The 20,826-nt window shown below is 64.6% G+C and carries 17 protein-coding genes; 12 read left to right on the top strand and 5 right to left on the bottom strand.

What is annotated here, in order from left to right:
- The first annotated feature begins 140 nt into the window (after positions 1–140).
- From ACFORG_RS02275 to ACFORG_RS02255, 5 genes are all read left to right on the top strand, one after another.
- Positions 141–2,015, top strand: coding sequence for a polysaccharide biosynthesis protein (locus tag ACFORG_RS02275; protein ID WP_386733750.1), 1,875 nt, complete (start codon positions 141–143; stop codon positions 2,013–2,015).
- Positions 2,016–2,165: 150 nt separating this feature from the next.
- On the top strand, positions 2,166–4,385 hold the full coding sequence (locus ACFORG_RS02270) for a YjbH domain-containing protein (protein ID WP_386733749.1): 2,220 nt from the start codon (positions 2,166–2,168) through the stop codon (positions 4,383–4,385).
- Positions 4,382–5,062, top strand: coding sequence for a YjbF family lipoprotein (locus tag ACFORG_RS02265; protein ID WP_386733748.1), 681 nt, complete (start codon positions 4,382–4,384; stop codon positions 5,060–5,062). Before ACFORG_RS02270 ends, ACFORG_RS02265 begins: the two co-directional genes overlap by 4 nt.
- Before the next feature lie 118 nt (positions 5,063–5,180).
- Positions 5,181–5,498 (top strand): hypothetical protein, encoded by a 318-nt coding sequence (locus ACFORG_RS02260; RefSeq protein ID WP_386733747.1) that lies wholly within the window; start codon positions 5,181–5,183, stop codon positions 5,496–5,498.
- Between the two features lie 169 nt (positions 5,499–5,667).
- The gene (locus tag ACFORG_RS02255; RefSeq protein WP_386733746.1) at positions 5,668–7,104 is read left to right on the top strand and encodes a mannose-1-phosphate guanylyltransferase/mannose-6-phosphate isomerase; all 1,437 of its coding nucleotides are present in this window, start codon (positions 5,668–5,670) and stop codon (positions 7,102–7,104) included.
- Between the two features lie 17 nt (positions 7,105–7,121).
- On the opposite strand, the gene fcl is transcribed toward ACFORG_RS02255, so the two are convergent.
- The 3 genes from fcl to glmM all read right to left on the bottom strand — a co-directional run bounded on the left by fcl (position 7,122) and on the right by glmM (position 10,644).
- Positions 7,122–8,090 (bottom strand): GDP-L-fucose synthase, encoded by a 969-nt coding sequence (gene fcl, locus ACFORG_RS02250; RefSeq protein WP_386733745.1) that lies wholly within the window; start codon positions 8,088–8,090, stop codon positions 7,122–7,124.
- Positions 8,091–8,093: 3 nt separating this feature from the next.
- The gene (gene gmd / locus ACFORG_RS02245; protein ID WP_386733744.1) at positions 8,094–9,212 is read right to left on the bottom strand and encodes a GDP-mannose 4,6-dehydratase; all 1,119 of its coding nucleotides are present in this window, start codon (positions 9,210–9,212) and stop codon (positions 8,094–8,096) included.
- Positions 9,213–9,303: 91 nt separating this feature from the next.
- Entirely contained in the window at positions 9,304–10,644 is a 1,341-nt protein-coding gene (glmM, locus tag ACFORG_RS02240) for a phosphoglucosamine mutase (RefSeq protein WP_386733743.1), read from the bottom strand.
- A 200-nt stretch (positions 10,645–10,844) separates the two neighbouring features.
- Here glmM and wecB point away from each other — a divergent pair, with 200 nt between their 5' ends.
- The 3 genes from wecB (at position 10,845) to ACFORG_RS02225 (ending at position 14,167) form a co-directional block, all read left to right on the top strand.
- Positions 10,845–11,963: a non-hydrolyzing UDP-N-acetylglucosamine 2-epimerase gene (gene wecB, locus ACFORG_RS02235; RefSeq protein WP_386733742.1), complete on the top strand. Its 1,119-nt coding sequence runs from the start codon at positions 10,845–10,847 to the stop codon at positions 11,961–11,963.
- A 66-nt stretch (positions 11,964–12,029) separates the two neighbouring features.
- Positions 12,030–13,328 (top strand): nucleotide sugar dehydrogenase, encoded by a 1,299-nt coding sequence (locus tag ACFORG_RS02230; RefSeq protein ID WP_386733741.1) that lies wholly within the window; start codon positions 12,030–12,032, stop codon positions 13,326–13,328.
- Between the two features lie 83 nt (positions 13,329–13,411).
- The gene (locus ACFORG_RS02225; RefSeq protein WP_386733740.1) at positions 13,412–14,167 is read left to right on the top strand and encodes a class II aldolase and adducin N-terminal domain-containing protein; all 756 of its coding nucleotides are present in this window, start codon (positions 13,412–13,414) and stop codon (positions 14,165–14,167) included.
- Between the two features lie 78 nt (positions 14,168–14,245).
- Here the strand turns inward: ACFORG_RS02225 and ACFORG_RS02220 are convergent, their stop codons facing one another.
- Positions 14,246–15,214: a GlxA family transcriptional regulator gene (locus ACFORG_RS02220; protein ID WP_386733739.1), complete on the bottom strand. Its 969-nt coding sequence runs from the start codon at positions 15,212–15,214 to the stop codon at positions 14,246–14,248.
- Between the two features lie 54 nt (positions 15,215–15,268).
- Here ACFORG_RS02220 and ACFORG_RS02215 point away from each other — a divergent pair, with 54 nt between their 5' ends.
- The 4 genes from ACFORG_RS02215 (at position 15,269) to ACFORG_RS02200 (ending at position 20,148) form a co-directional block, all read left to right on the top strand.
- A complete protein-coding gene (locus ACFORG_RS02215) occupies positions 15,269–16,429 on the top strand; it encodes an acyl-CoA dehydrogenase family protein (RefSeq protein ID WP_386733738.1) in 1,161 nt (386 codons plus the stop codon).
- 313 nt (positions 16,430–16,742) lie between these two features.
- Positions 16,743–18,752, top strand: coding sequence for an acetate--CoA ligase family protein (locus ACFORG_RS02210; RefSeq protein ID WP_386733737.1), 2,010 nt, complete (start codon positions 16,743–16,745; stop codon positions 18,750–18,752).
- Positions 18,749–19,357, top strand: a complete 609-nt coding sequence (locus ACFORG_RS02205) for a DJ-1/PfpI family protein (protein ID WP_386733736.1) — start codon at positions 18,749–18,751, stop codon at positions 19,355–19,357. Before ACFORG_RS02210 ends, ACFORG_RS02205 begins: the two co-directional genes overlap by 4 nt.
- On the top strand, positions 19,354–20,148 hold the full coding sequence (locus ACFORG_RS02200; RefSeq protein WP_386733735.1) for a carnitinyl-CoA dehydratase: 795 nt from the start codon (positions 19,354–19,356) through the stop codon (positions 20,146–20,148). The genes ACFORG_RS02205 and ACFORG_RS02200 overlap by 4 nt, the downstream gene beginning before the upstream one ends.
- Positions 20,149–20,150: 2 nt before the next feature.
- Here the strand turns inward: ACFORG_RS02200 and ACFORG_RS02195 are convergent, their stop codons facing one another.
- Complete coding sequence (locus ACFORG_RS02195) at positions 20,151–20,786, bottom strand: class I SAM-dependent DNA methyltransferase (protein WP_386733899.1); 636 nt, start codon at positions 20,784–20,786, stop codon at positions 20,151–20,153.
- Positions 20,787–20,826 lie beyond the last annotated feature (40 nt).

Here is a 20,826-nt window from a genome sequence, read left to right as displayed (position 1 = left end):
GTAGAAGTCGAGAAAAGGCTTTTGGGTCAAGTGATTGTTGGCCAGTCATGCCTCAAAAAGATAGTCGCAAAGCGGCGAGGCATCGGGCGAGCCTCCAATTCCGGGGGCGGCAAAGAAATTTTTAGGGGGCTTCGACCCGCATGTTCAAGTTGATCAGCTCATGGTCGCGCACGCAGAAGGCTTATGTTTTTCTTGCGATCGATCTGGCCCTGATACCGGCGGCGCTCCTGTTCACGTACATGTTGCAGTCGTTGCCGACATCGCCGCTCGACACCCTGATCTCGGTTCTTCCCATTCTTCCCTACCTGATGGCCGTCGCTGCGGGTCTCTCGCTCTGGCTGGGCCTGCCTTACATCCAGTTGATGGCCTACGAACGCCACGCCGCGGGTTTGACCGCGGTTCTTTCACTGCTGCTGGCCGGAAGTTCGGCGCTGATGACGCAGACGATGGGCGTCGACCTGCCGCCCGGTACGCATGTGATGTTCGGGATCAGCTATTTCCTGGCGCTGGTCGCGACGCGGGTCGTGCTGTTCCAGGTCGTGATGGCGGCCTACCGCCGGATGCTGCCGCGTCGCCGCGTGCTGATCTACGGCGCCGGAACCACGGGAACACAACTGGCGCAGGCGCTCAAGGCGCATGAATCGATCGAGCCGGTGGCCTTTGTCGACGACAACACCTCTTTGCAGGGCATGAACCTGTTTGGCCTGCCGGTCTTTCCGCCCGCCCGGATCGAAGAAATCGTGAAGGCACGCGACATCAACCGCGTGCTGCTGGCAATGCCTTCGCAATCGCAGCCGGTGCAGGCAAAGGTCACGGCCCGCCTTCAAAAGCTTGGGCTCGAGGTGCAGATCCTTCCTTCTTTCGCGCAGCTGATCGGCGAAGAGGCCCTGGTCGACAAGCTGACGCCAGTCGGCCCGCAGAACTTCCTCGGCCGCGCGGCCTGCGACATGGAACTGGCGCAAAGCTGCGAGTGTTACGTCGGCCGCAACGTGCTGGTCTCGGGTGCGGGTGGTTCGATCGGGTCCGAACTCTGCCGCCAGATCCTTGCATGCCGCCCGTCCCGCCTGGTGCTGTATGAGCTGAGCGAGCTTGCGCTCTACACGGTCTATCAGGACCTGATGCAGATGACCGAATGCTCGGATATCGAACTGGTGCCGGTGCTCGGTTCGGTCACGGATGCTCGCCAGGTGCGCAAGGTGCTTACCGATCACGAGGTGCAGGTCGTTCTGCACGCCGCGGCTTACAAGCATGTGCCGCTGGTCGAATCGAACCCGCTTGCCGGCCTTGCCAACAACGTCTTTGGAACGCAGACACTGGCGCGCGAGGCTGCCGAGCTGCAGGTGGAGCGCTTCCTTCTGGTGTCGTCGGACAAGGCCGTGCGCCCGACAAACGTGATGGGTGCCAGCAAGCGGATGGCGGAACTCGTTGTGCAGGACCTGTCGACACGCCATCCCGCGACGATCTTTGCCATGGTACGGTTCGGCAATGTCCTTGGGTCAAGTGGCTCGGTCGTGCCGCTCTTTCAGGACCAGATCAGCCGCGGCGGGCCGGTCACCGTGACCGACCGCAACGTGAAGCGCTATTTCATGACGATCCGCGAGGCGGTGCAGCTTGTCCTGCGGGCCGGTGCCGAGGCGCGCGGCGGCGAGGTGTTCGTTCTCGACATGGGCGAGCCCATCCCGATCATCCAACTTGCCCGGCAGGTCATCGAAAAGGCCGGTTATACCGTGCGTGACGCCGAGCATCCCGAAGGCGATATCGAGATCGAGGTGATTGGCCTGCGCCCGGGCGAAAAGCTCGAAGAAGAGCTGACGCTCAACGACACGCTGATCGGCACCCGTCACCAGAAGATCTTTTGCGCCGAAGAAAGCCACCTGTCCGAGATCGAGGTGGCATCCGCCCTGCGCGGACTGCGCCATGCGCTTGCCGCCAGCGACGAGGATGCCGCGCGCGGCGTGATCCGGCGCTGGGTCGAGGGCTTTGCCGCCAGCGAAGAAGCGCGCAAGCTCTCCTGATCGCCCGCTTGCATGTGGCGCGCGCGTCGTCCGGCAGGACAAAATCCGCCCCTTGTGCAATTGCCGATTGATCGTCAGCCATCCGACATGGTCTAACCGCCACAGGGCGCCGCGCATGATGGCGCCGTGAAAAGACGAGGACAGGAACGGGTGATCTCTCGACACGCCAGAAAGACAGCGCACCGGCACCTGGGCGTGGTGATGGCGGCGATCCTGCTGCCTGCGGGGGCCGTGGTGGCGCAGGAAAACGCCGGGCTCAACGCAGCCGCGCAGCGCACCGCCGATTTCGAGGAACCCAGCTTTCGGATCATCCCCGAACCCAGCCTGAACTTCTACGGCTCGCCCGGCCTGATCGACATGCCCACGGCCGAGATGATGCCGGACGGACAATTCGCCACCACCGTGTCCTATTTCGGCGGGCAGGGCCGTTATACCCTGACCTTTCAGGCGCTTCCTTGGCTGTCCGCCAGCTTTCGCTACAACTCGATCAGGAACTGGAACCTCGGCGGTTTCCCGACCTATTACGACCGTGGGTTCGATGTCAGGTTCCGCCTGCTGAAGGAAAGGCGCAACCTGCCCGAGATCACACTCGGCCTGCAGGACTTCGCGGGCACCGGCATCTATGCCGCGGAATACATCGTGGCGACCAAGAACTTCGAGACGCCTCCATTGGGCACTTCGCGACTGCCCGGACGGCTCAAGGTCACGGCGGGTGTCGGGTGGGGAAGGCTCGGCAGCTACAACTCCATCGCGTCCTACGGGACACGCCCGCCCTTCGACCCCAGCAACACGGGCGGCCAGCTGTCCTATGACCAGTGGTTTCGCGGGCCTTTCGCACTTTTCGGCGGGCTCGAATGGCAGGCCAACGAGCAATGGGCCTTCAAGCTCGAATATTCCTCGGACGATTACGTGACCGAGACCCAGACCACGAGCGTCTTCGACAAGAAATCGCCGGTCAACTTCGGGGTCGAGTACCAGTGGACGAGAACCACCCGTCTTGGCGCCTATTACATGTACGGCTCTGAAATCGGCGTGTCGGCGCAGTTCCAGCTCAACCCGTCGCGTCCGATCACGCCGATGCGGGTTTCCGCGCCCCAGCCGATCCAGCCCCGGCCCAGCCGTGCCGAGGCGCCCGAGGTCTGGACCCTTGCCTGGACCGAGAGTGCCAGCGCGCCTTCGGCGTTGCAGCAGAACATCGCTGCGCTCCTCGAACCGGACGGGTTGATTCTGCAGAGCCTCGCGCTTGAGCCCTATGCCGCCGAAGTGCGCTTCCGCAACACCCGCTACAACACCTACCCGATCGCGGTGGGCCGCGTTGCCCGGGCCATGGCGCGGGCGCTACCGGGGTCGATCGAAACTTTCCGGATCGTGCCGGTCGAACGCGGGATGGCCCTGTCGGCCGTGACCATTCGCCGGTCTGACCTCGAAGCGCTGGAATTCGCACCCGACAACAACGATGCGATCCTGTCCGTGGCCGGAATAACCAACGCCGGTGCGCCTTCTGCAACCGCGCAGGTCAACGAAAACCTCTATCCCGATTTCAGCTGGGCCATCGCCCCCTATTTCTCTCCCGCCTATTTCGACCCGACTCAACCCTTCCTGATCGATGTCGGGGTCGAGGCAAGCGCCACCTACAAACCCGCGCCGGGCTGGGTCATCTCGGGTGCCTTGCGGCAGCGGATCGCGGGGAACCTCGAAAACGGGCGGACCTCGCCCTCGCTGCTGCCCCCCGTCCGTACCGATCAGGCGCTCTATGCGCAGTACAGCACCACGATCAACCAGCTCTATGTCGCCCGCTACTGGAAGCCCGATGACGACCTTTATGCGCGGGTTTCGGCGGGTTACTTCGAATATGGCTATGGCGGCCTATCCACCGAACTGTTGTGGAAGCCGGTCAACAGCCAGCTTGGGCTGGGGGTCGAGGTCAATTACGCGATGAAGCGCGACTATGACCAGATGCTCGGTTTTCAGGATTACAGCATCGTTACGGGCCACGCCTCTGCCTATATGGATTTCGACAACGGCATTTACGGCCAGGTCGATGTCGGGCGCTACCTCGCCGGGGATTACGGTGTGACGGTTTCCGTCGACCGCGTCTTTGCCAACGGATGGAGCGTTGGGGGGTTCTTTACCCAGACGACGGCCAGCTCGACCGAGTTCGGGGAAGGTTCCTTTGACAAGGGCATCCGGTTCTCGATCCCGCTCAGCTTCTTCACCGGACAGCCCAGCCGCAAGTCGCAGGGCACAACGATCCGGCCGATCCAGCGTGACGGCGGGGCGCGCATGCATGTACCTGGGCGGCTCTACGACCAGGTCCGCGGCGCGCATCGCAAGGCGATGGACGATCAATGGGCGGGGTTCTGGGAATGATTCGCCGATTTCTGATGGGTGCCGTGCTGCTGCTGTCGGCCTGCGCCAGCGGTACCGAGGAGTCGCCGCTCCAGCTCGAGGTGTTCAATTCCACCCGTGACGTGATTCGCGCGCGACTGGCACAGGGCGAACCGGTCGAGCGTCCGCCGCTGCGCAGGGCCGATCTCGACCCGCTCGAGGGGTCATTCCTCGAGGCCAGCATCGAACGACGCGACATACTGGCCTATCTCTTCGTCAACGCCGAGCTGACCGACGACCATCCGGGTCGACTCCGCGTCTGGCGCACAGATGACAACGTGACGCTCACCATGCGCAACGACATCCTGATCAGCACCCGTGGCCTCGGCGACGACCTGCTGTCGAGTCGCGTGCAGGCGCAGGGCGCAAGGCCCGGCCCGGCAAGCGGTGGCGAGCATGTGCAGTTCATTCGCACAGCCCTGTATGATTCGCGGCAGATGACATTCGCCTGCGAACTCGAAGATCTGGGCCCCGAGACGATCGTGATCGTGCAACGCCGCCACGCGACGCGCCATCTGCGTCAGACATGCGAGGGCGCGACAGGCAATTTCGCCAACGATTATTGGGTCGATAACGCTGCGGGCCTGGTCTGGCAGTCGCGCCAATGGGCCGGTCCGGGCATCGGCTACATGCGATTCCGTCGCCTGACCAACCAATAATGTTTGTGTGCCAATGGCAAAAAAGTGCCGCAAGGTGAGATAGAAGGCTATATCATTGATTGAAACGGGCTATGATCTGGTCTACAAGCCGAGCAACTTCCGTCGAAAGGGGTTTGATATGAAAAAAGTAATTGCAGCGATCGCCACCTGCGCAGCATTTGTTCCCGCCGTGTCCTATGCTGCGGCCATCGACGATGCGCGTGAACGTAACATTTGCGACGTAACGGATGCAGAGTACCTGGAAGACGGTCGTCTCAAGGTTGTCTGCGTACCCGGCACCGTGAACCCGGCCTATGCCGGCAACGTTGCCACTCCCGCAGTTCTGGGCGGCACCGGCCTGAACCAGGCCGCAGTCGCAGGCGCAGTTGCGGTTGTCTTCCTCGCCATCGCGCTGGGTGACGACGACTCGACCACCACCACGACCACCAGCCCGTAATCGTCCCGACCCGGACGTAAACGACCTGCGGTCATGTAGAATACTGTGACAGGCTCGCCCCAGTGCGGGCCTGTCCGCATTTCAGGCGTTCCCTTTTCCGATGCCTTCCCGGATAGATGGTCCCGAACCGCACCGATGGGCGCGGCATGCGACAGCAGCGAGGAGAGAGATGACGCAGATCGTTCCGGTCATTCTGTGCGGCGGGTCCGGAACGCGGCTCTGGCCGCTGTCGCGCAAGAGCTATCCCAAGCAATTCGTTCCGCTGGTGGGCGATGTGACCCTGTTCCAGGCCTCGGCTCAGCGTATGCGCCAGTCGGCGGATCTGGCGTTCGGGTCGCCCATGGTGCTGACCAATTCCGATTTCCGCTTCATCGTGACCGAGCAGCTTTCAGCCATCGGCATCGACCCCGGTCCCATCCTCATCGAACCCGAGGGGCGCAATACCGCGCCTGCGATCCTTGCCGCTGCGCTGCATCTCCATGCGACCGACCCCGAGGCGATCATGCTGGTCGCACCATCGGATCACGTCGTGCCCGACGCGCAGGCGTTCCACGCCGCCGTTGCCCGCGGGATCGAGGCGGTGCGCACCCGCGGCGACCTCGTGACCTTTGGCATCACGCCCGATCGACCGGAAACCGGTTACGGCTACCTGCAACTCGAAACACGGCCCGACGGTTCGGGCGCCGCGCAACCGCTTCGGCGCTTTGTCGAAAAGCCCGACATGCAGACCGCCGAACAGATGCTCGCCGATGGCAGCTACCTGTGGAACTCGGGCATATTCCTGTTCGCCGTGCGCGACATCCTTGCCGCGTTCGAGGCGCATGCCTCCGCCCTATGTGCGCCGGTCCGCGCTGCGGTCGAGCGTGCGAAACCCGATCTTGGCTTTCTGCGGCTCGATCCCGAAAGCTGGGCCGGGGCCGAGGATATCTCGATCGACTACGCGGTGATGGAGAGGGCGGGCAACCTGTCCGTCGTTCCGTTTTCCGGCGGCTGGTCCGATCTCGGCAGTTGGTCTGCCGTACATGAACTGGGCAATCCGGATGCAGATGGCGTCGCCACTTCCGGCTCGGTCACCGCCATCGATTGCCGCAACTCCCTTTTGCGGTCCGAGGCAGAGCAGCTGGAACTTGTGGGCCTTGGCGTCGAGAACCTGATTGCCGTCGCGATGAAGGATGCCGTACTGGTGGCCAGCATGGACCGCGCGCAGGACGTCAAGCAGGCTGTCACTGCCCTCAAGGCCAAGCACGCCGTGCAAGCGGAAAGCCTGCCGGTCGATCATCGTCCCTGGGGCTGGTTCGAAAGCCTTGCCATAGGCGACCGTTTCCAGGTCAAGCGCATCCACGTGCATCCCGGCGCGGCGCTCAGCCTGCAAAGCCATCACCACCGGTCCGAGCATTGGATCGTGGTCGCGGGCACTGCCAAGGTCACCGTCGATGACGAGGTGCGGCTGATCTCGGAAAACGAATCCGTCTACATTCCACTGGGATCGGTGCACAGGATGGAAAACCCGGGCAAGGTGCCCATGGTTCTGATCGAGGTACAGACCGGGTCGTACCTGGGCGAGGACGATATCGTGCGGTACGAGGACGTCTACGCCCGGTCCTGAGCCCGGTCTGAAACCCGTCAGGCGCGGAAACTGTCCTGGTTGGCAAGGAACCAGCGATAGGTCTCCTCGACACCGTCACGCAGGCCGATCCGCGCGCTCCAGCCCATATCGGCCAGCCGGCTCACATCCATCAGCTTGCGCATGGTGCCGTCGGGCTTGCTTGGGTCGGTCTCGATCTGCCCGGCAAAACCGGTGACCTCGGCCACCATGTGCGCCAGGTCCAGGATCGCGATATCCTCTCCCGTGCCCACGTTGATATGGCTTAGCATCGGCTGCGTGTTGGCCGCATAGGTCTCGGCATCGAGGTCCAGAACGAAAAGCGACGCTTCGGCCATATCATCGACATGCAGGAATTCGCGCCGGGGCGTGCCGGTGCCCCAGATCGTCACGCTCTCGGCCCCGTCGCGCGCGGCTTCGTGAAACCGCCGGATCAGCGCCGGCAGGACATGACTGTTCTCAGGGTGGAAATTGTCACCCGGCCCGTAAAGGTTCGTCGGCATGACCGAGCGGTAATCGACGCCATATTGCCGATTGTAGCTTTCGCACAGCTTGATGCCCGCGATCTTGGCGATGGCATAAGGCTCGTTCGTGGGTTCCAGAACACCCGTCAGCAGCGCATCCTCGCGCATCGGCTGCGGCACGGCGCGGGGATAGATGCAGCTTGATCCCAGTTGCAGCAGGCGACGGACCCCAGCGGCATAGGCCTGGTGGATCACGTTGCATTCGATCATCAGGTTTTCATAGATGAATTCGGCCGGGTAGGTGTTGTTGGCGTGAATGCCGCCCACCTTGGCAGCGGCAAGGATCACCACGTCAGGCCGCGCCTCGGCCATGAAATCCGCGACCTGCGCCTGGTCGGTCAGGTCCAGCTCGGCATGGGTACGGGTGATCAGCGCCAGATCCTCGCCCGCCGCGCGCCGCGCCTCCAGCCGGCGCAGGATCGCGCCGCCCACCATGCCGCGATGGCCCGCCACGTAGATACGCATGGCTCAGCCCTCCAGCGACACGGGCAGGTCCATGCCATGCTCTTTCAGCAGCGCGTGGCGGCGCGCGGCGGCAAGGTCGTCGCGCACCATCTCGGCGCACATCTCCTGCACGGTGATCTCGGGTTCCCAGCCCAGCTTCTGCTTGGCCTTGGTCGGATCGCCCAGTAGCGTTTCGACCTCGGCGGGGCGGAAATAGCGGGGGTCGATCCGCATCACCACGTCGCCGGGCTTCAGGGCAGGGGCCCTGTCGCCCTCGACTGCCGCAACAGTGGCGATCTCTTCGACGCCCTCGCCCGAGAATTCCAGCGTCACGCCCAGTTCCTGCGCGGACCAGTCGATGAACTGGCGGACCGAGTACTGCTTGCCCGTGGCGATCACGAAATCCTCGGGGTTTTCCTGTTGCAGCATCATCCACTGCATGCGCACGTAATCCTTGGCATGGCCCCAGTCGCGCAGCGCGTCGATATTGCCCATGTAGAGGCACGGCTCCAGCCCCTGCGCGATATTGGCCAGCCCACGCGTGATCTTGCGCGTGACAAAGGTCTCGCCCCGGCGCGGGCTCTCGTGGTTGAACAGGATGCCGTTGCAGGCATACATCCCGTAAGCCTCGCGGTAATTCACCGTGATCCAGTAGGAGTAGAGCTTTGCCACCGCGTAGGGCGAGCGCGGGTAGAATGGCGTCGTTTCCTTCTGCGGCGTCTCCTGCACCAGCCCGTACAACTCCGAGGTCGAGGCCTGGTAAAACCGTGTCTTGTTCTCCAGGCCAAGGAAACGGACCGCTTCCAGCAGGCGCAGGGTGCCCAACGCATCGACATCGGCGGTGTATTCGGGCGACTCGAAGCTGACCGCCACGTGGCTTTGCGCGCCGAGGTTATAGACCTCGTCAGGCTCCACCTCGCGCATGATGCGGGTCAGGTTGGAACTGTCGGTCAGGTCGCCGTAATGCAGCCGGAACCGCGCGTGATCGGTGTGCGGATCCTGGTAGATGTGGTCGATCCGCTGGGTGTTGAACAGCGAGGCGCGCCGCTTGATGCCATGCACCTCGTATCCCTTTTCCAGCAGGAATTCCGCCAGGTAGGAGCCGTCCTGCCCCGTGATGCCCGTGATAAGTGCTTTCTTCATGCAATGCCCCGATCCGGCGCAACCGTCGCGCCCTGTCTCCGAGTAGGATGTTTCACGGCGAAATGTCCACCGTTGCGGCCAGTTCCCGGCGTCACCCGGCTTCCGCTACGCTTTGCGCGATATCGGCGATCACCTCGGCCAGCAGCTCGCTATCCTCGCTTTCGCCCATCACGCGGATCAGCGGCTCGGTCCCCGACTTGCGGATGAGCAACCGCCCGGTATCGCCAAGCCGCGCCTCGCCCTCCTGGATCACCTTCTGCACGATGGGGTTCTCCAGCGGTGCGGTTCCCTGCGCGTAACGGACATTCTCCAAGATCTGCGGTACCTTTTCGAACACGTTGAGCAGGGCGCTTGCCGGTTTGTCGCTTTCCTTGAGCATGGCGAGGAATTGCAGCCCGGTGACCAGCCCGTCGCCCGTGGTGGTGTAATCGGTCATGACGACATGGCCCGATTGCTCACCGCCGAGGTTGAACCCCTCCTTGCGCATCACCTCCACGACATAGCGGTCGCCGACCGGCGTGCGGCGCATCGCGACGCCCAGACCCTCAAGGTACCGTTCCAGCCCCAGGTTGGACATGACGGTTGCCACCAGCGTGTTATGCCGCAGCCGCCCGGCGCGCGACCAGTCCGCCGCCAGCAGCGCCATGATCTGGTCGCCATCGACCACCGCGCCGGTCTCGTCGATGATGATGATCCGGTCGGCATCGCCATCCAGGCAGATCCCCACATCGGCCTTGTGGTCCAGAACCGCCTGCGCGGCCTTTTCCGGATGGGTGGAGCCGCAGCCCTCGTTGATGTTGTAGCCGTTCGGGTTGACCCCGATGGGGATCACCTCGGCCCCCAGCTCCCACAGGACAAGCGGCGCGACCTTGTAGGCGGCCCCGTTGGCGCAATCCAGCACCACCTTCAGCCCGGTCAGCCGGCCCCGGTCAGATACGGTGGTCTTGGCATATTCGACATAGCGCCCGATGGAGTCGTTCAGACGCGTGACCCGCCCGATCTGCAGCGCATCGACCGGGGCGATGTTCTGCATCATCAGCGCCTCGATCTCGGCCTCGGCCGCATCGTCCAGCTTGTAGCCGTCGGGGCCGAAGAACTTGATGCCGTTGTCGAAATGCGGGTTGTGCGAGGCCGAGATCATCACGCCCAGATCGGCCCGCATCGAATGCGTCAACCGGCCCACGCCCGGCGTCGGAATCGGGCCCAGGGCGAACACGTCCAGCCCGGCGGCTGTGAACCCCGCGGTCATCGCGTTTTCCAGCATGTAGCAGGACCGCCGCGTATCCTTGCCGATCACCACCCGGTGCCGTTTCTGGTCGCGGTTGAAATATTGCCCCACGGCCGAGGCCAGCGACAGGATGGTCGAGGCGGTCAACGGAAACTCGTTCGCGCGTCCGCGCACCCCGTCGGTTCCGAATAGCTTGCGAGTCATGCAGCAGATGTCCTTGCGTTTGCGGCCATGATGTCATGCGGGCTGCGCGCGGCAGTGCTCCGCACCCGGCCCGTGCGTCGGGATGCCATACACGATTTCGCCGCCCGGTGTCACCACACTGTCTGGCGGCCTTGCATTCCGGTGCCAAGCGGCTAGGCAGGGCAGGGGGCATGCACCGCCAGCATGGGGAAAGGGCAAGCGTGAAGACACTGGTCGTATTCGGAACCCGGCCCGAAGCCATCAAGATGGCCCCCGTGATCCATCGCCTGCGCGAGACCCCGGGGATCGATACCCGCGTCTGCGTGACCGCCCAGCATCGCAGCATGCTGGACCAGGTCCTCGACCTGTTTGCCATCACGCCCGATATCGACCTCGACATCATGCAGCCGGGGCAGGATCTGACCGACGTCACCGCCCGGATCCTGGTCGCGATGCGCGATGTGCTGACGACCGAGCGGTTCGACAGGCTGCTTGTCCACGGCGACACCACCACGACGATGGCCGCCGCGCTGGCCGGGTTCTACGCACAGGTTCCCGTCGGCCATGTCGAGGCCGGGCTGCGAACCGGCAACCTGCGCGCACCCTGGCCCGAAGAGATGAACCGCTCGGTCGTGGGGCGCCTTGCCGATCTGCATTTTGCACCGACTGAAACCGCGCGCTGCGCGCTTCTGGCCGAGAATGTCGATGACGCCACGATCCACGTCACCGGCAACACCGTCATCGACGCCCTGCTCGACGTGACCGCGCGGTTCGATGCCGATCCTGCGCTCGACGCGCAGATGCAGGCGCGGTTTCCCTTTCTCGACCCCGATCGCCGCATGGTGCTTGTCACCGGCCACCGGCGCGAGAATTTCGGTCAGGGCTTCGCGGATATCTGTAGCGCCATCGCCCGCATCGCGCGCGACAGCGGGGCGCAGGTGGTCTATCCCGTGCACCTCAACCCCAATGTACAGGACCCGGTGAACCGCCTTCTCGGCGAACAGCCGGGCATCCACCTGATCGAACCGCAGGATTACCTGCCTTTCGTCTGGCTGATGCGCCGTGCCCACCTGATCCTGACCGATTCCGGCGGCGTCCAGGAAGAGGCGCCCAGCCTTGGCATACCGGTTCTGGTGATGCGCGAGACGACCGAACGCCCCGAGGCGGTCGAGGCCGGGACCGTGCGTCTCGTGGGGACCGATCCGGCCAAGATACACGCCGAGGCGATGCGCCTGCTGACCGACCCGCAGGCACACGCGACCATGTCGCGCGCCCTCAACCCTTATGGCGATGGGCAGGCCGCGCAGCGGATCGCGCTTGCCCTGCGTCCGCAGGCCTGAGCCCGCCTTGCCACCCGGTCGGCCCACCAGTAGACAGGCCGCAGCCGCCGCCCGAGGATCGATGCCATGACCTCTCCCGCTCCCATCCCCGACCTGTCCGAGATCCGGCTTGCCGTGATCGGGCTGGGTTATGTCGGCCTGCCGCTCGCGGTGGAGTTCGGCAGTATCCGGCCCACCCTGGGCTTTGATATCGACCCGTCGCGCATCGCCGCACTGCAAGGCGGCCACGATGCGACCGGAGAGGTCGAACCAGAGAGCCTGCGCAAGGCCGGCCAGCTTTCGTTTTCCTCGGATCCCGAGGACCTGAAAGACTGCAACACCTTCATCATCGCGGTGCCGACGCCCATCGATACGCATCACCAGCCTGACCTCGCACCGCTGCTCGCAGCCTCGCGCACTGTCGGCAAGGCCATCGCGCGCGGCGGGATCGTGATCTACGAATCCACCGTCTATCCCGGCGCGACGGAGGAAGATTGCCTGCCGGTGGTCGAGCAGGCCTCGGGGTTGCGGTTCAATCACGACTTCTATGCCGGCTACAGCCCCGAACGCATCAATCCCGGCGACAAGACGCGCCCCTTGCCCAGCATCGTCAAGGTCACGTCCGGCTCGACCCCCGAAATCGCCGAACTCGTCGATGCGCTCTACCGCACGATCATCACCGCGGGCACGTTCAAGGCCACCAGCATGAAGGTGGCCGAGGCCGCCAAGGTGATCGAGAACGTGCAGCGCGACGTGTCGATCGCGCTGATCAACGAGCTGTCGATGGTCTTTTCGCATCTCGACATCGATACCAGCGACGTGCTCGACGCCGCGGCGACCAAGTGGAACTTCATGCGGCTCAGCCCGGGACTGGTCGGCGGCCACTGTATCGGCGTCGATCCCTATTACCTCGTGCATAAATCCATGGCGACGGGCTATATCCCCGACATCGTGCGCACCAGCCGCGAGATAAATGACGGCATGTCCCGCGTCGCCGCCGACCATCTGATCAAGGCGATGATCGGCACCGGCAAGGCGCTCAAGGGCGCGAGGGTGCTGATCCTCGGCCTTGCCTTCAAGGAAAACTGCCCCGATATTCGCAACACCAAGGTGGTCGATATGGCCAACGTGCTGCGCGGTTTCGACCTGCAAGTCGAGATCTGCGATACACGGGTCGATCCCGACGAAGCCCGCACCGCGCTGGGCGAAGACATCCTGACAGACCTGCCCGGGCGCTCAGACTACGACGCTGTCGTCCTTGCCGTGCCACATCGCGAATTCGTAGAGCTTGGCGCGCCGCGGATCAGGGCGCTGACTGCGGGTGCCGGCGTGTTTTTCGACATGAAAGCGGTGTTCGCGCGCAGCGAAAGCGATCTGAGGCTCTAGCATTCACGCGCAACGCCGGGCAGTCTGTCCGCGACTCCGATCGCACGACCGGAATACGTTTCGCCCAAGCAGAGGAGAAAGACATGCGTGCCGTAACCCCGCTACCCAATATCGAGCACTGGCAAGAGCGTGTCGATCTTGCCGCCGCCTTCCGCTGGACCGCACGGCTCGACATGCATGAGGGTGTGGCCAATCATTTCAGCCTTGCGGTCAACGAGGATGGCACGCGCTTTCTGATGAACCCCAACCAGATGCATTTCGCCCGTATCCGCGCCTCGGACCTGTTGCTGCTCGACGCCAACGACCCGTCGACGATGGAAGCGCCCGATGCGCCGGATCCCACCGCGTGGGGCCTGCACGGCACGCTCCACCGGCTCTGCCCGCATGCGCGCTGCGCGATGCACGTGCATTCGATCCACGCGACGGTTCTGGCCTCTCTCGCCGACTCACACCTGCCGCCGGTCGACCAGAACTCGGCCATGTTCTTCAACCGGCACGTGATCGACGAGGAATATGGCGGCCTCGCCTTCGAGGAAGAGGCGCAGCGCTGCGCCAAGCTGCTCGCCGATCCGGCCAAGAAGGTGCTGATCATGGGCAATCACGGCGTCATGGTGATCGGACAGACCGTCGCCGAAACCTTCAACCGGCTCTATTATTTCGAACGTGCGGCCGAAACCTATATCCGCGCGCTTCAGACCGGGCAGAAACTGCGCCTTCTGAGCGATGCGGTGGCCGAAAAGACCGCCCGCGAGCTGGAAGAGTATCCCGAACAGGACGAACGCCACCTGGCCGAGCTCAAGGCCATCCTCGACGAGGAAGGTTCCACCTACGCCCAGTAGCGGAGTGCTCCCGCCCGCCGCGGACGCATCGCAGATGCGCCCCCGGCCGTTGGGCCGGGCAGCGCTGACGCGCTGCGGTCAGTCCCCGGCCCGGCGCAGCGCGCTGGGCGACAGGCCGAACTCGGCCCGGAAGGCGCGGGTCATAGCGCTTGCATCGGCATATCCCGTGCGCAGAGCGATTTCGGACACGGGCAGGGACGTCTCGCTTGCCAGCTTGCGGGCCAGGTTCAGCCGCATCCTTCGGTAGACCACCGCCGGCCCGGCCCCCAGGTCGGCACGCATCCGGGCCTCGAGCGCCTTTTGGGTCCGTCCCACCCGCCGCGCGATATCCGGAATTGGCAGTGGGTCTTCGAGGTGCTCCTGCATCAGGGCCAGCGCCCTGTTCACAGTCGAACTGCGTGATCCGGCAAGCCCGCCATGCGACCGGGCTGAATCGCGTGTCATGAAAAGTTGCGCCACCTCCAGCGCCAGCGCCTGCCCGTGATCACGCGCGATAAACTCCAGCACCATGTCAAAGGCCGCCATCGCACCGGAACAGGTTATCCTATCCCGATCGGTCACATGGCGCTCGCGCACGGCGTCGACCTGCGGAAACCGTTCGGCGAACCCGGTGATCTCTTCCCAATGTATGGTCGCCCGATACCCGTCCAGCAGCCCCGCCTCGGCCATCAGCCAGCTGCCCGTGTCTAGCCCGGTCATCACCTGGAACCGGCTTGCGGCCGCGCGCAGCCCGGTTTGCACGGCCCAGCCCACGTGGTCCCGGAACCCATAGGAGGGCATCACCATCAGCATGTCCCCCCGCGCGTGTCCAAGCCGTTCTTGCGGGGTGACGGCAAGCCCCGAGGAAGAGGTGACCGGCGCGGACTCGAGCCCCAGGATCTGCCATCTGTACAGATCCTTTCCCGATAGAGAATTGGCAGCACGCAGCGGCTCCACCGTGTTGGCAAGGCAATGGTTCGAGAACCCCTCGAATAGAAGCACACCGAAATGCTGCGTCGCAGCGGGCGATTTTGTCCATTTCCGCATGTTCGAGGGATAATCCTGCATGATGTCATCGGCAAGCCCCGCCACCATCACCGCGAAACGGGGGAAGGATCGGCGATGCAATACGGGCTGAACGAAGAACAGGAAATGATCGCCGCGACGGTGCGGAGCTTCGTCGAGAACGAGATTTACCCGCACGAGGAGCTGGTGGAACGCACCGGAGAAGTCCCCCACGAGATTGCGCAGGAGATCAAGCGCAAGACGCTGGAGCTGGGTTTCTATGCCTGCAACTTTCCCGAAAGCGTCGGCTGCGCCGGTCTGAACCACCTGGAGTTTGCGCTTGTTGAACGCGAGCTTGGGCGCGGTTCGATGGCGCTCAACCATTTCTTTGGTCGGCCGCAGAACATCCTGATGGCCTGCGAAGGGGAACAGGTGGAGCGCTACCTCATGCCTGCAGTGCGCGGCGAGAAGATGGACGCCCTGGCCATGACCGAACCGGGCGCAGGGTCGGACGTGAGAGGCATGAAATGCGCGGCTGTCCGCGATGGCGGTGACTGGGTGGTGAACGGCACCAAGCATTTCATCTCGGGTGCGGAACATGCCGACTTCGTCATCGTCTTCATCGCCACGGGCGAGGACATGACACCAAAGGGTCCGAAAAAGCGGATCACCGCCTTTCTCGTTGACAGGGGTGCCCCCGGCTTCACGATCCGCGACGGCTATAAATCCGTCAGTCACCGCGGGTACAAGAACATGATCCTCGAATTCGACGATTGCCGCCTGCCCGATGCACAGGTTCTGGGCGAGGTCGATGGCGGGTTCGAGGTCATGAACACATGGTTATACGCTACCCGGATCACCGTCGCAGCGATGTCCGTGGGGCGTGCGCGACGGGCCTTCGACTATGCGCTGACCTATGCGGCCGAGCGCGAACAGTTCGGCCAGAAGATCGGCAAGTTCCAGGGCGTCAGCTTCCAGATCGCCGACATGATTACCGAGATCGATGCCGCCGACCTGCTGACGCTTGCCGCCGCCGATCGGCTGGACAAGGGGTTGCCCGCCAACCGCGAGATCGCCAGCGCAAAGCTCTATGCCTCGGAGATGCTGGCCCGGGTGACCGACACGGCGATCCAGATCCATGGTGGCATGGGCCTGATGGATGACTACCCGATGGAACGATTCTGGCGTGACGCGCGGGTCGAACGAATCTGGGACGGGACGTCCGAGATCCAGCGCCACATCATAAGCCGCGATCTGCTGAGGGCGCTGGGCGCATGACAATGGATCGAATGGGCTGCGCCCATCCGACCAGGGCGAGGGGGCCAGCCCCCTCGCGCTCCCCCGGGATATTTTTCGCAAGAGGAAAGACAAACTTAACCTTTCGCGGCGAGTTTGAAGATACGGAACAGGCTGGGAAGCCGATGGCCGTGCAAGGGGAAGGGCACTGCGCCTTTTCCTTGGGGGGATGCGTGACGCTCCCCCCTTCCTCTTGCCAAAAATATCCCGGAGCGCGAGGCAGAGCCTCGCAAAGGCGCCCGGAACGGGCGCGCAAAGATGAGCCCGGAACGGGCTCGATTCACCGGATTAGATCATGAGTCGCGGCGTCTCCCGCCTGCTCGCGCCGCGTCGTCTCGCCATTTTCGGCGGCGGCGCTTGGGGTAAGGCCGTCGTGGGCGCCGCCACCCGTTTGGGGTTCAGGGGCGAGCTGGTTTTTGTCCACCCCGACGGCAAGATGCTCGACGGATGTCGTCCGGCCCGAAGCATCGGTGAGATAGGCGCGCCGGTGGATGCGGCCTTCATCGCGGTCAACCGTCACGCGACGGTAGAGATCGTTCGGGACCTCGCACATAGCGGCGCCGGCGGCGCGGTCTGTTTTGCCTCGGGTTTTCGCGAGGCGCTTGCAGAGGATGCAGGCTCGGCCGATTTGCAATCCGCGCTCGTGGACGCAGCAGGAGACATGCCGATCCTCGGGCCCAATTGCTATGGGTTCGTCAATGCGCTGGACCGCGTGGCCATCTGGCCGGACCAGCACGGGATGTCGCCGGTGGATCGCGGGGTCGCCATCCTGACGCAGAGTTCCAACATCGCGATCAACCTGACCATGCAGCGCCGTGCGCTGCCGATCGGGCTGGTAGCCGCCTGCGGGAACCAGGCGCAGACGCATCAGGCCGACCTCGCCCTTGCCTTGCTCGACGATCCGCGCATCACCGCCATCGGCCTGCATGTCGAAGGCTTCGGCGACTTGCGCAAGTGGGAGGCGTTGGCCGGCCGTGCCCGTGACCGGGGCATTCCGCTCGTCGCGCTCAAGATGGGCCGGTCCGCGCAGGCCCAGGCGGCGACGGTATCGCATACCGCCTCTCTTGCCGGTGGCGATGCCGGCGCGCAGGCGCTCCTGGATCGCCTCGGCATCATGCGGCTCGACGATGTTCCGTCCTTTCTCGAGACGCTGAAGCTGTTGCACCTCGGCGGACGCCTGCAGGGCAATCGCATCGCGGCGATCAGCTGTTCGGGCGGCGAGGCGAGCCTCGTGGCAGACATGGCAACTGTTCGGGACCTCGAGATTCCACCTCTTGCCGCTGCACAAAAGGCTGACCTGCGCGCCGCGCTGGGACCGATGGTGGCGCTTGCCAATCCGCTCGATTACCACACCTACATCTGGCGCGACGCGCAGGCGATGACGCGCGCGTGGACCGGCATGACCGGGCCGGGCATCGACCTGACCCTGTCGATCGTCGACTATCCGCATACCGACCGGGCGGACTGGGAGTGTGCGACCAAGGCAGCGCTGGGCGTCGCCCGGACCGGGGCGCGCATGATGGTGGCAGCCACGATGCCTGAACTCATGCCCGAGGACGTCGCGCAGGATCTGATGGCTGGTGGCGTCGTTCCGGTGGGGGGCCTCTACGAAGCCCTGGCCGCTGTCGAGGCCGCGGCCCGGCCCTTGCCCGATCGGGCCGATCCCGTCCTTCTGCCCGGTAGCGCCGAGGCCGACACCACCCTGACCGAGGCCGAGGCCAAGGCGGCGCTTGCGGCCCACGGCCTGCCCGTACCGCGCAGCGTGGCGGGGCCCGCATCCGCGATAGACAGTGCCGGGCTCACCCCGCCCTTTGCCGTCAAGGGCGCGGGACTGGCCCACAAATCCGAACATGGCGCCGTCCGGCTGGGGATCGGCCCCGAGGAGCTGGCCAGCGTCGCGGCCGAGATCGGCACGCCCGAGATCCTTGTCGAAGAGATGGTGACCGGTGCGGTTGCCGAACTGCTCATCGGCGTTACCCGCGACCCGGCCCATGGGTTTGTCCTGACGCTGGGCGCTGGCGGCACGCTGACCGAGATCCTGCGCGACACGGTGTCTCTGCTCGTCCCCTCGGGGCGCGAGGCCGTGCGCGTCGCTTTGGGCCGGTTGCAATGCGCGCCGTTGCTGGCGGGCTATCGCGGCAAGCCTGCCGCCGATCTCGATGCCGTGCTCGATGCGGTTGAGGCGGTGCAGTCCTACGTGGTTGCCAATGCCGCCAGCGTCAGTGAAGTTGAGGTGAATCCGCTGATCTGCACCCCCCGGGGCGCGGTTGCAGCGGATGCCCTGATACGGAAGGCCACGCAATGACCCGGATCCATATTGGCGCGCTGTTCTTTCCGGGCTTCGAGATGCTCGACATCTATGGCCCGCTGGAGCTTTTCTCGATGCATCGCGAGGCCTACGGGATCACCCCGGTCGGCCTCGATGCCGGGCCGGTTCCGGCCAGCGGCGGACCGGCCACGCTGGCCGAGGCGGGTATTGCGGCAACGACCATCTATGACATGGTGATCGTCCCCGGCGGCGCCGGCGCGCGTGAGGCGCGCAAGAACGATGCGCTGCTCGACTGGCTGGTGGCGCAGGCCGCCGGCGGGGCGCTGATGGCGTCGGTCTGCACCGGCTCCGTCCTTCTTGGGCGGGCCGGGTTGCTCGACGGGCGGCGCGCCACGACGAACAAGCTCGCCTTCGACTGGGTGGCCCAGCAATGCCCGCAGGTCCACTGGCAACGCCGCGCGCGCTGGGTCTGGGATGGCAACATGGTCACCTCCTCGGGCGTCTCGGCGGGCATGGACATGGCGCTGGCCATCATCGAACGCCAGCAGGGTGCGCAGGCGGCAAAGGACGCCGCCCTCTGGGCGGAGTACCTGCCCAATGCCGACCCAGACAACGACCCATTCGAAAGGAGCGAGACATGACAGACGCGGCAGGCGGCCCGGTCCGCACACGGCGCGACGGCGCCATCCTCGAGGTGACGCTCGACCGGCCAAAGGCCAACGCGATCGACCTTGCCACCAGCCGGATCATGGGCGAGACCTTTCGCAGCTTCCGCGACGATCCGGACCTGCGCGTGGCGATCCTGACCGGCGGCGGAGAGAAGTTCTTCTGCCCCGGATGGGACCTCAAGGCCGCGGCCGATGGCGACGCTGTCGATGGCGATTACGGCGTCGGCGGTTTCGGCGGCCTGCAGGAACTGCGCGACATGAACAAGCCGGTGATCGCCGCAGTGAACGGTATCGCCTGCGGTGGCGGGCTGGAACTTGCGCTGAGCGCCGACATGATCCTCGCAGCCGATCATGCCAGTTTCGCGCTGCCGGAAATCCGCTCGGGCACCGTGGCCGATGCCGCCAGCGTCAAGCTGCCCAAACGCATCCCCTATCACATCGCGATGGAGCTTCTGCTGACCGGTCGCTGGTTCGACGCCGAAGAGGCGCATCGCTGGGGAATCGTGAACGAGATCGTGCCGGCAAGCGGCCTGATGGACCGCGCATGGGACCTGGCCCGGCTGCTCGCCTCCGGCCCACCGCTCGTTTATGCCGCGATCAAGGAAATCGTGCGCGAGGCCGAGGATTCCAGGTTCCAGGACATGATGAACCGTATCACCAAGCGGCAACTGCGCAGCGTCGATGTCCTGTACGATTCCGAGGACCAGATGGAAGGCGCTCGCGCCTTCGCCGAAAAGCGCGACCCGGTATGGAAGGGGCGCTGACCCTAACGCGCTTTCTCGAACAGTGCGATCATCGCCGTGTCGTGCCGGTGCGGCCCCTCGGCCCGTGGACCGAAAATCGCGACCTCGGGTAGCGACAGCGCGGTGATCCGGTCGCGCGCCAGGTGGTCGAGCATGTCGGCAAAGCCCATCTCGGCGAAATGCTTGGCGTTGATCGACAGCGCGAATTGCGCCCCCGGCCGCGCGATGCGCAGCAGTCCGTGGATCACCTCCGGCCCGACATGGCCGTGCGTGAACGTCCCCGACGAGACGATGCCGGAATAGCTGTCTTGCGGCGCGGGTATGCCGTCGTACAGATCCGCCTCGATTGCATCGCGATAGATGTCCTTGCGCATCGCCTGGGCCAGCATCTCGGCGCTGATATCGGTCGCGTCGATGGGGCCCACGCCATGTTCGGCCAGCACCATCCCGCACAGCCCCGTGCCCGCTCCCACATCCAGAACCGGCCCCTGGCCGCCCGCCTCGACAAAGGCGCGCGCGGTTTCGATATGCAGGCGGTAATCCTCCTGCTTGGCAAAGGCCCGGTCATAATCATCCGCCCACGCGGCATAGAGCTTCCGGGAATCCTCCGGTGTCTTCAGGTTGTAGGCGCTTTCCAGGTCGGGTTGCTTGGTGCTCATCCGGCCATGAAACGTCGAACCGGGATTCGATGCAAGCCGC

Origin of the sequence: Lutimaribacter marinistellae (assembly GCF_042648365.1) — a bacterium.
Taxonomy (GTDB): Bacteria; Pseudomonadota; Alphaproteobacteria; order Rhodobacterales; family Rhodobacteraceae; genus Lutimaribacter_A; species Lutimaribacter_A marinistellae.
The sequence above is the reverse complement of the archived record's forward strand: the minus strand, read 5'-3'. Positions and strand labels throughout refer to the sequence as shown.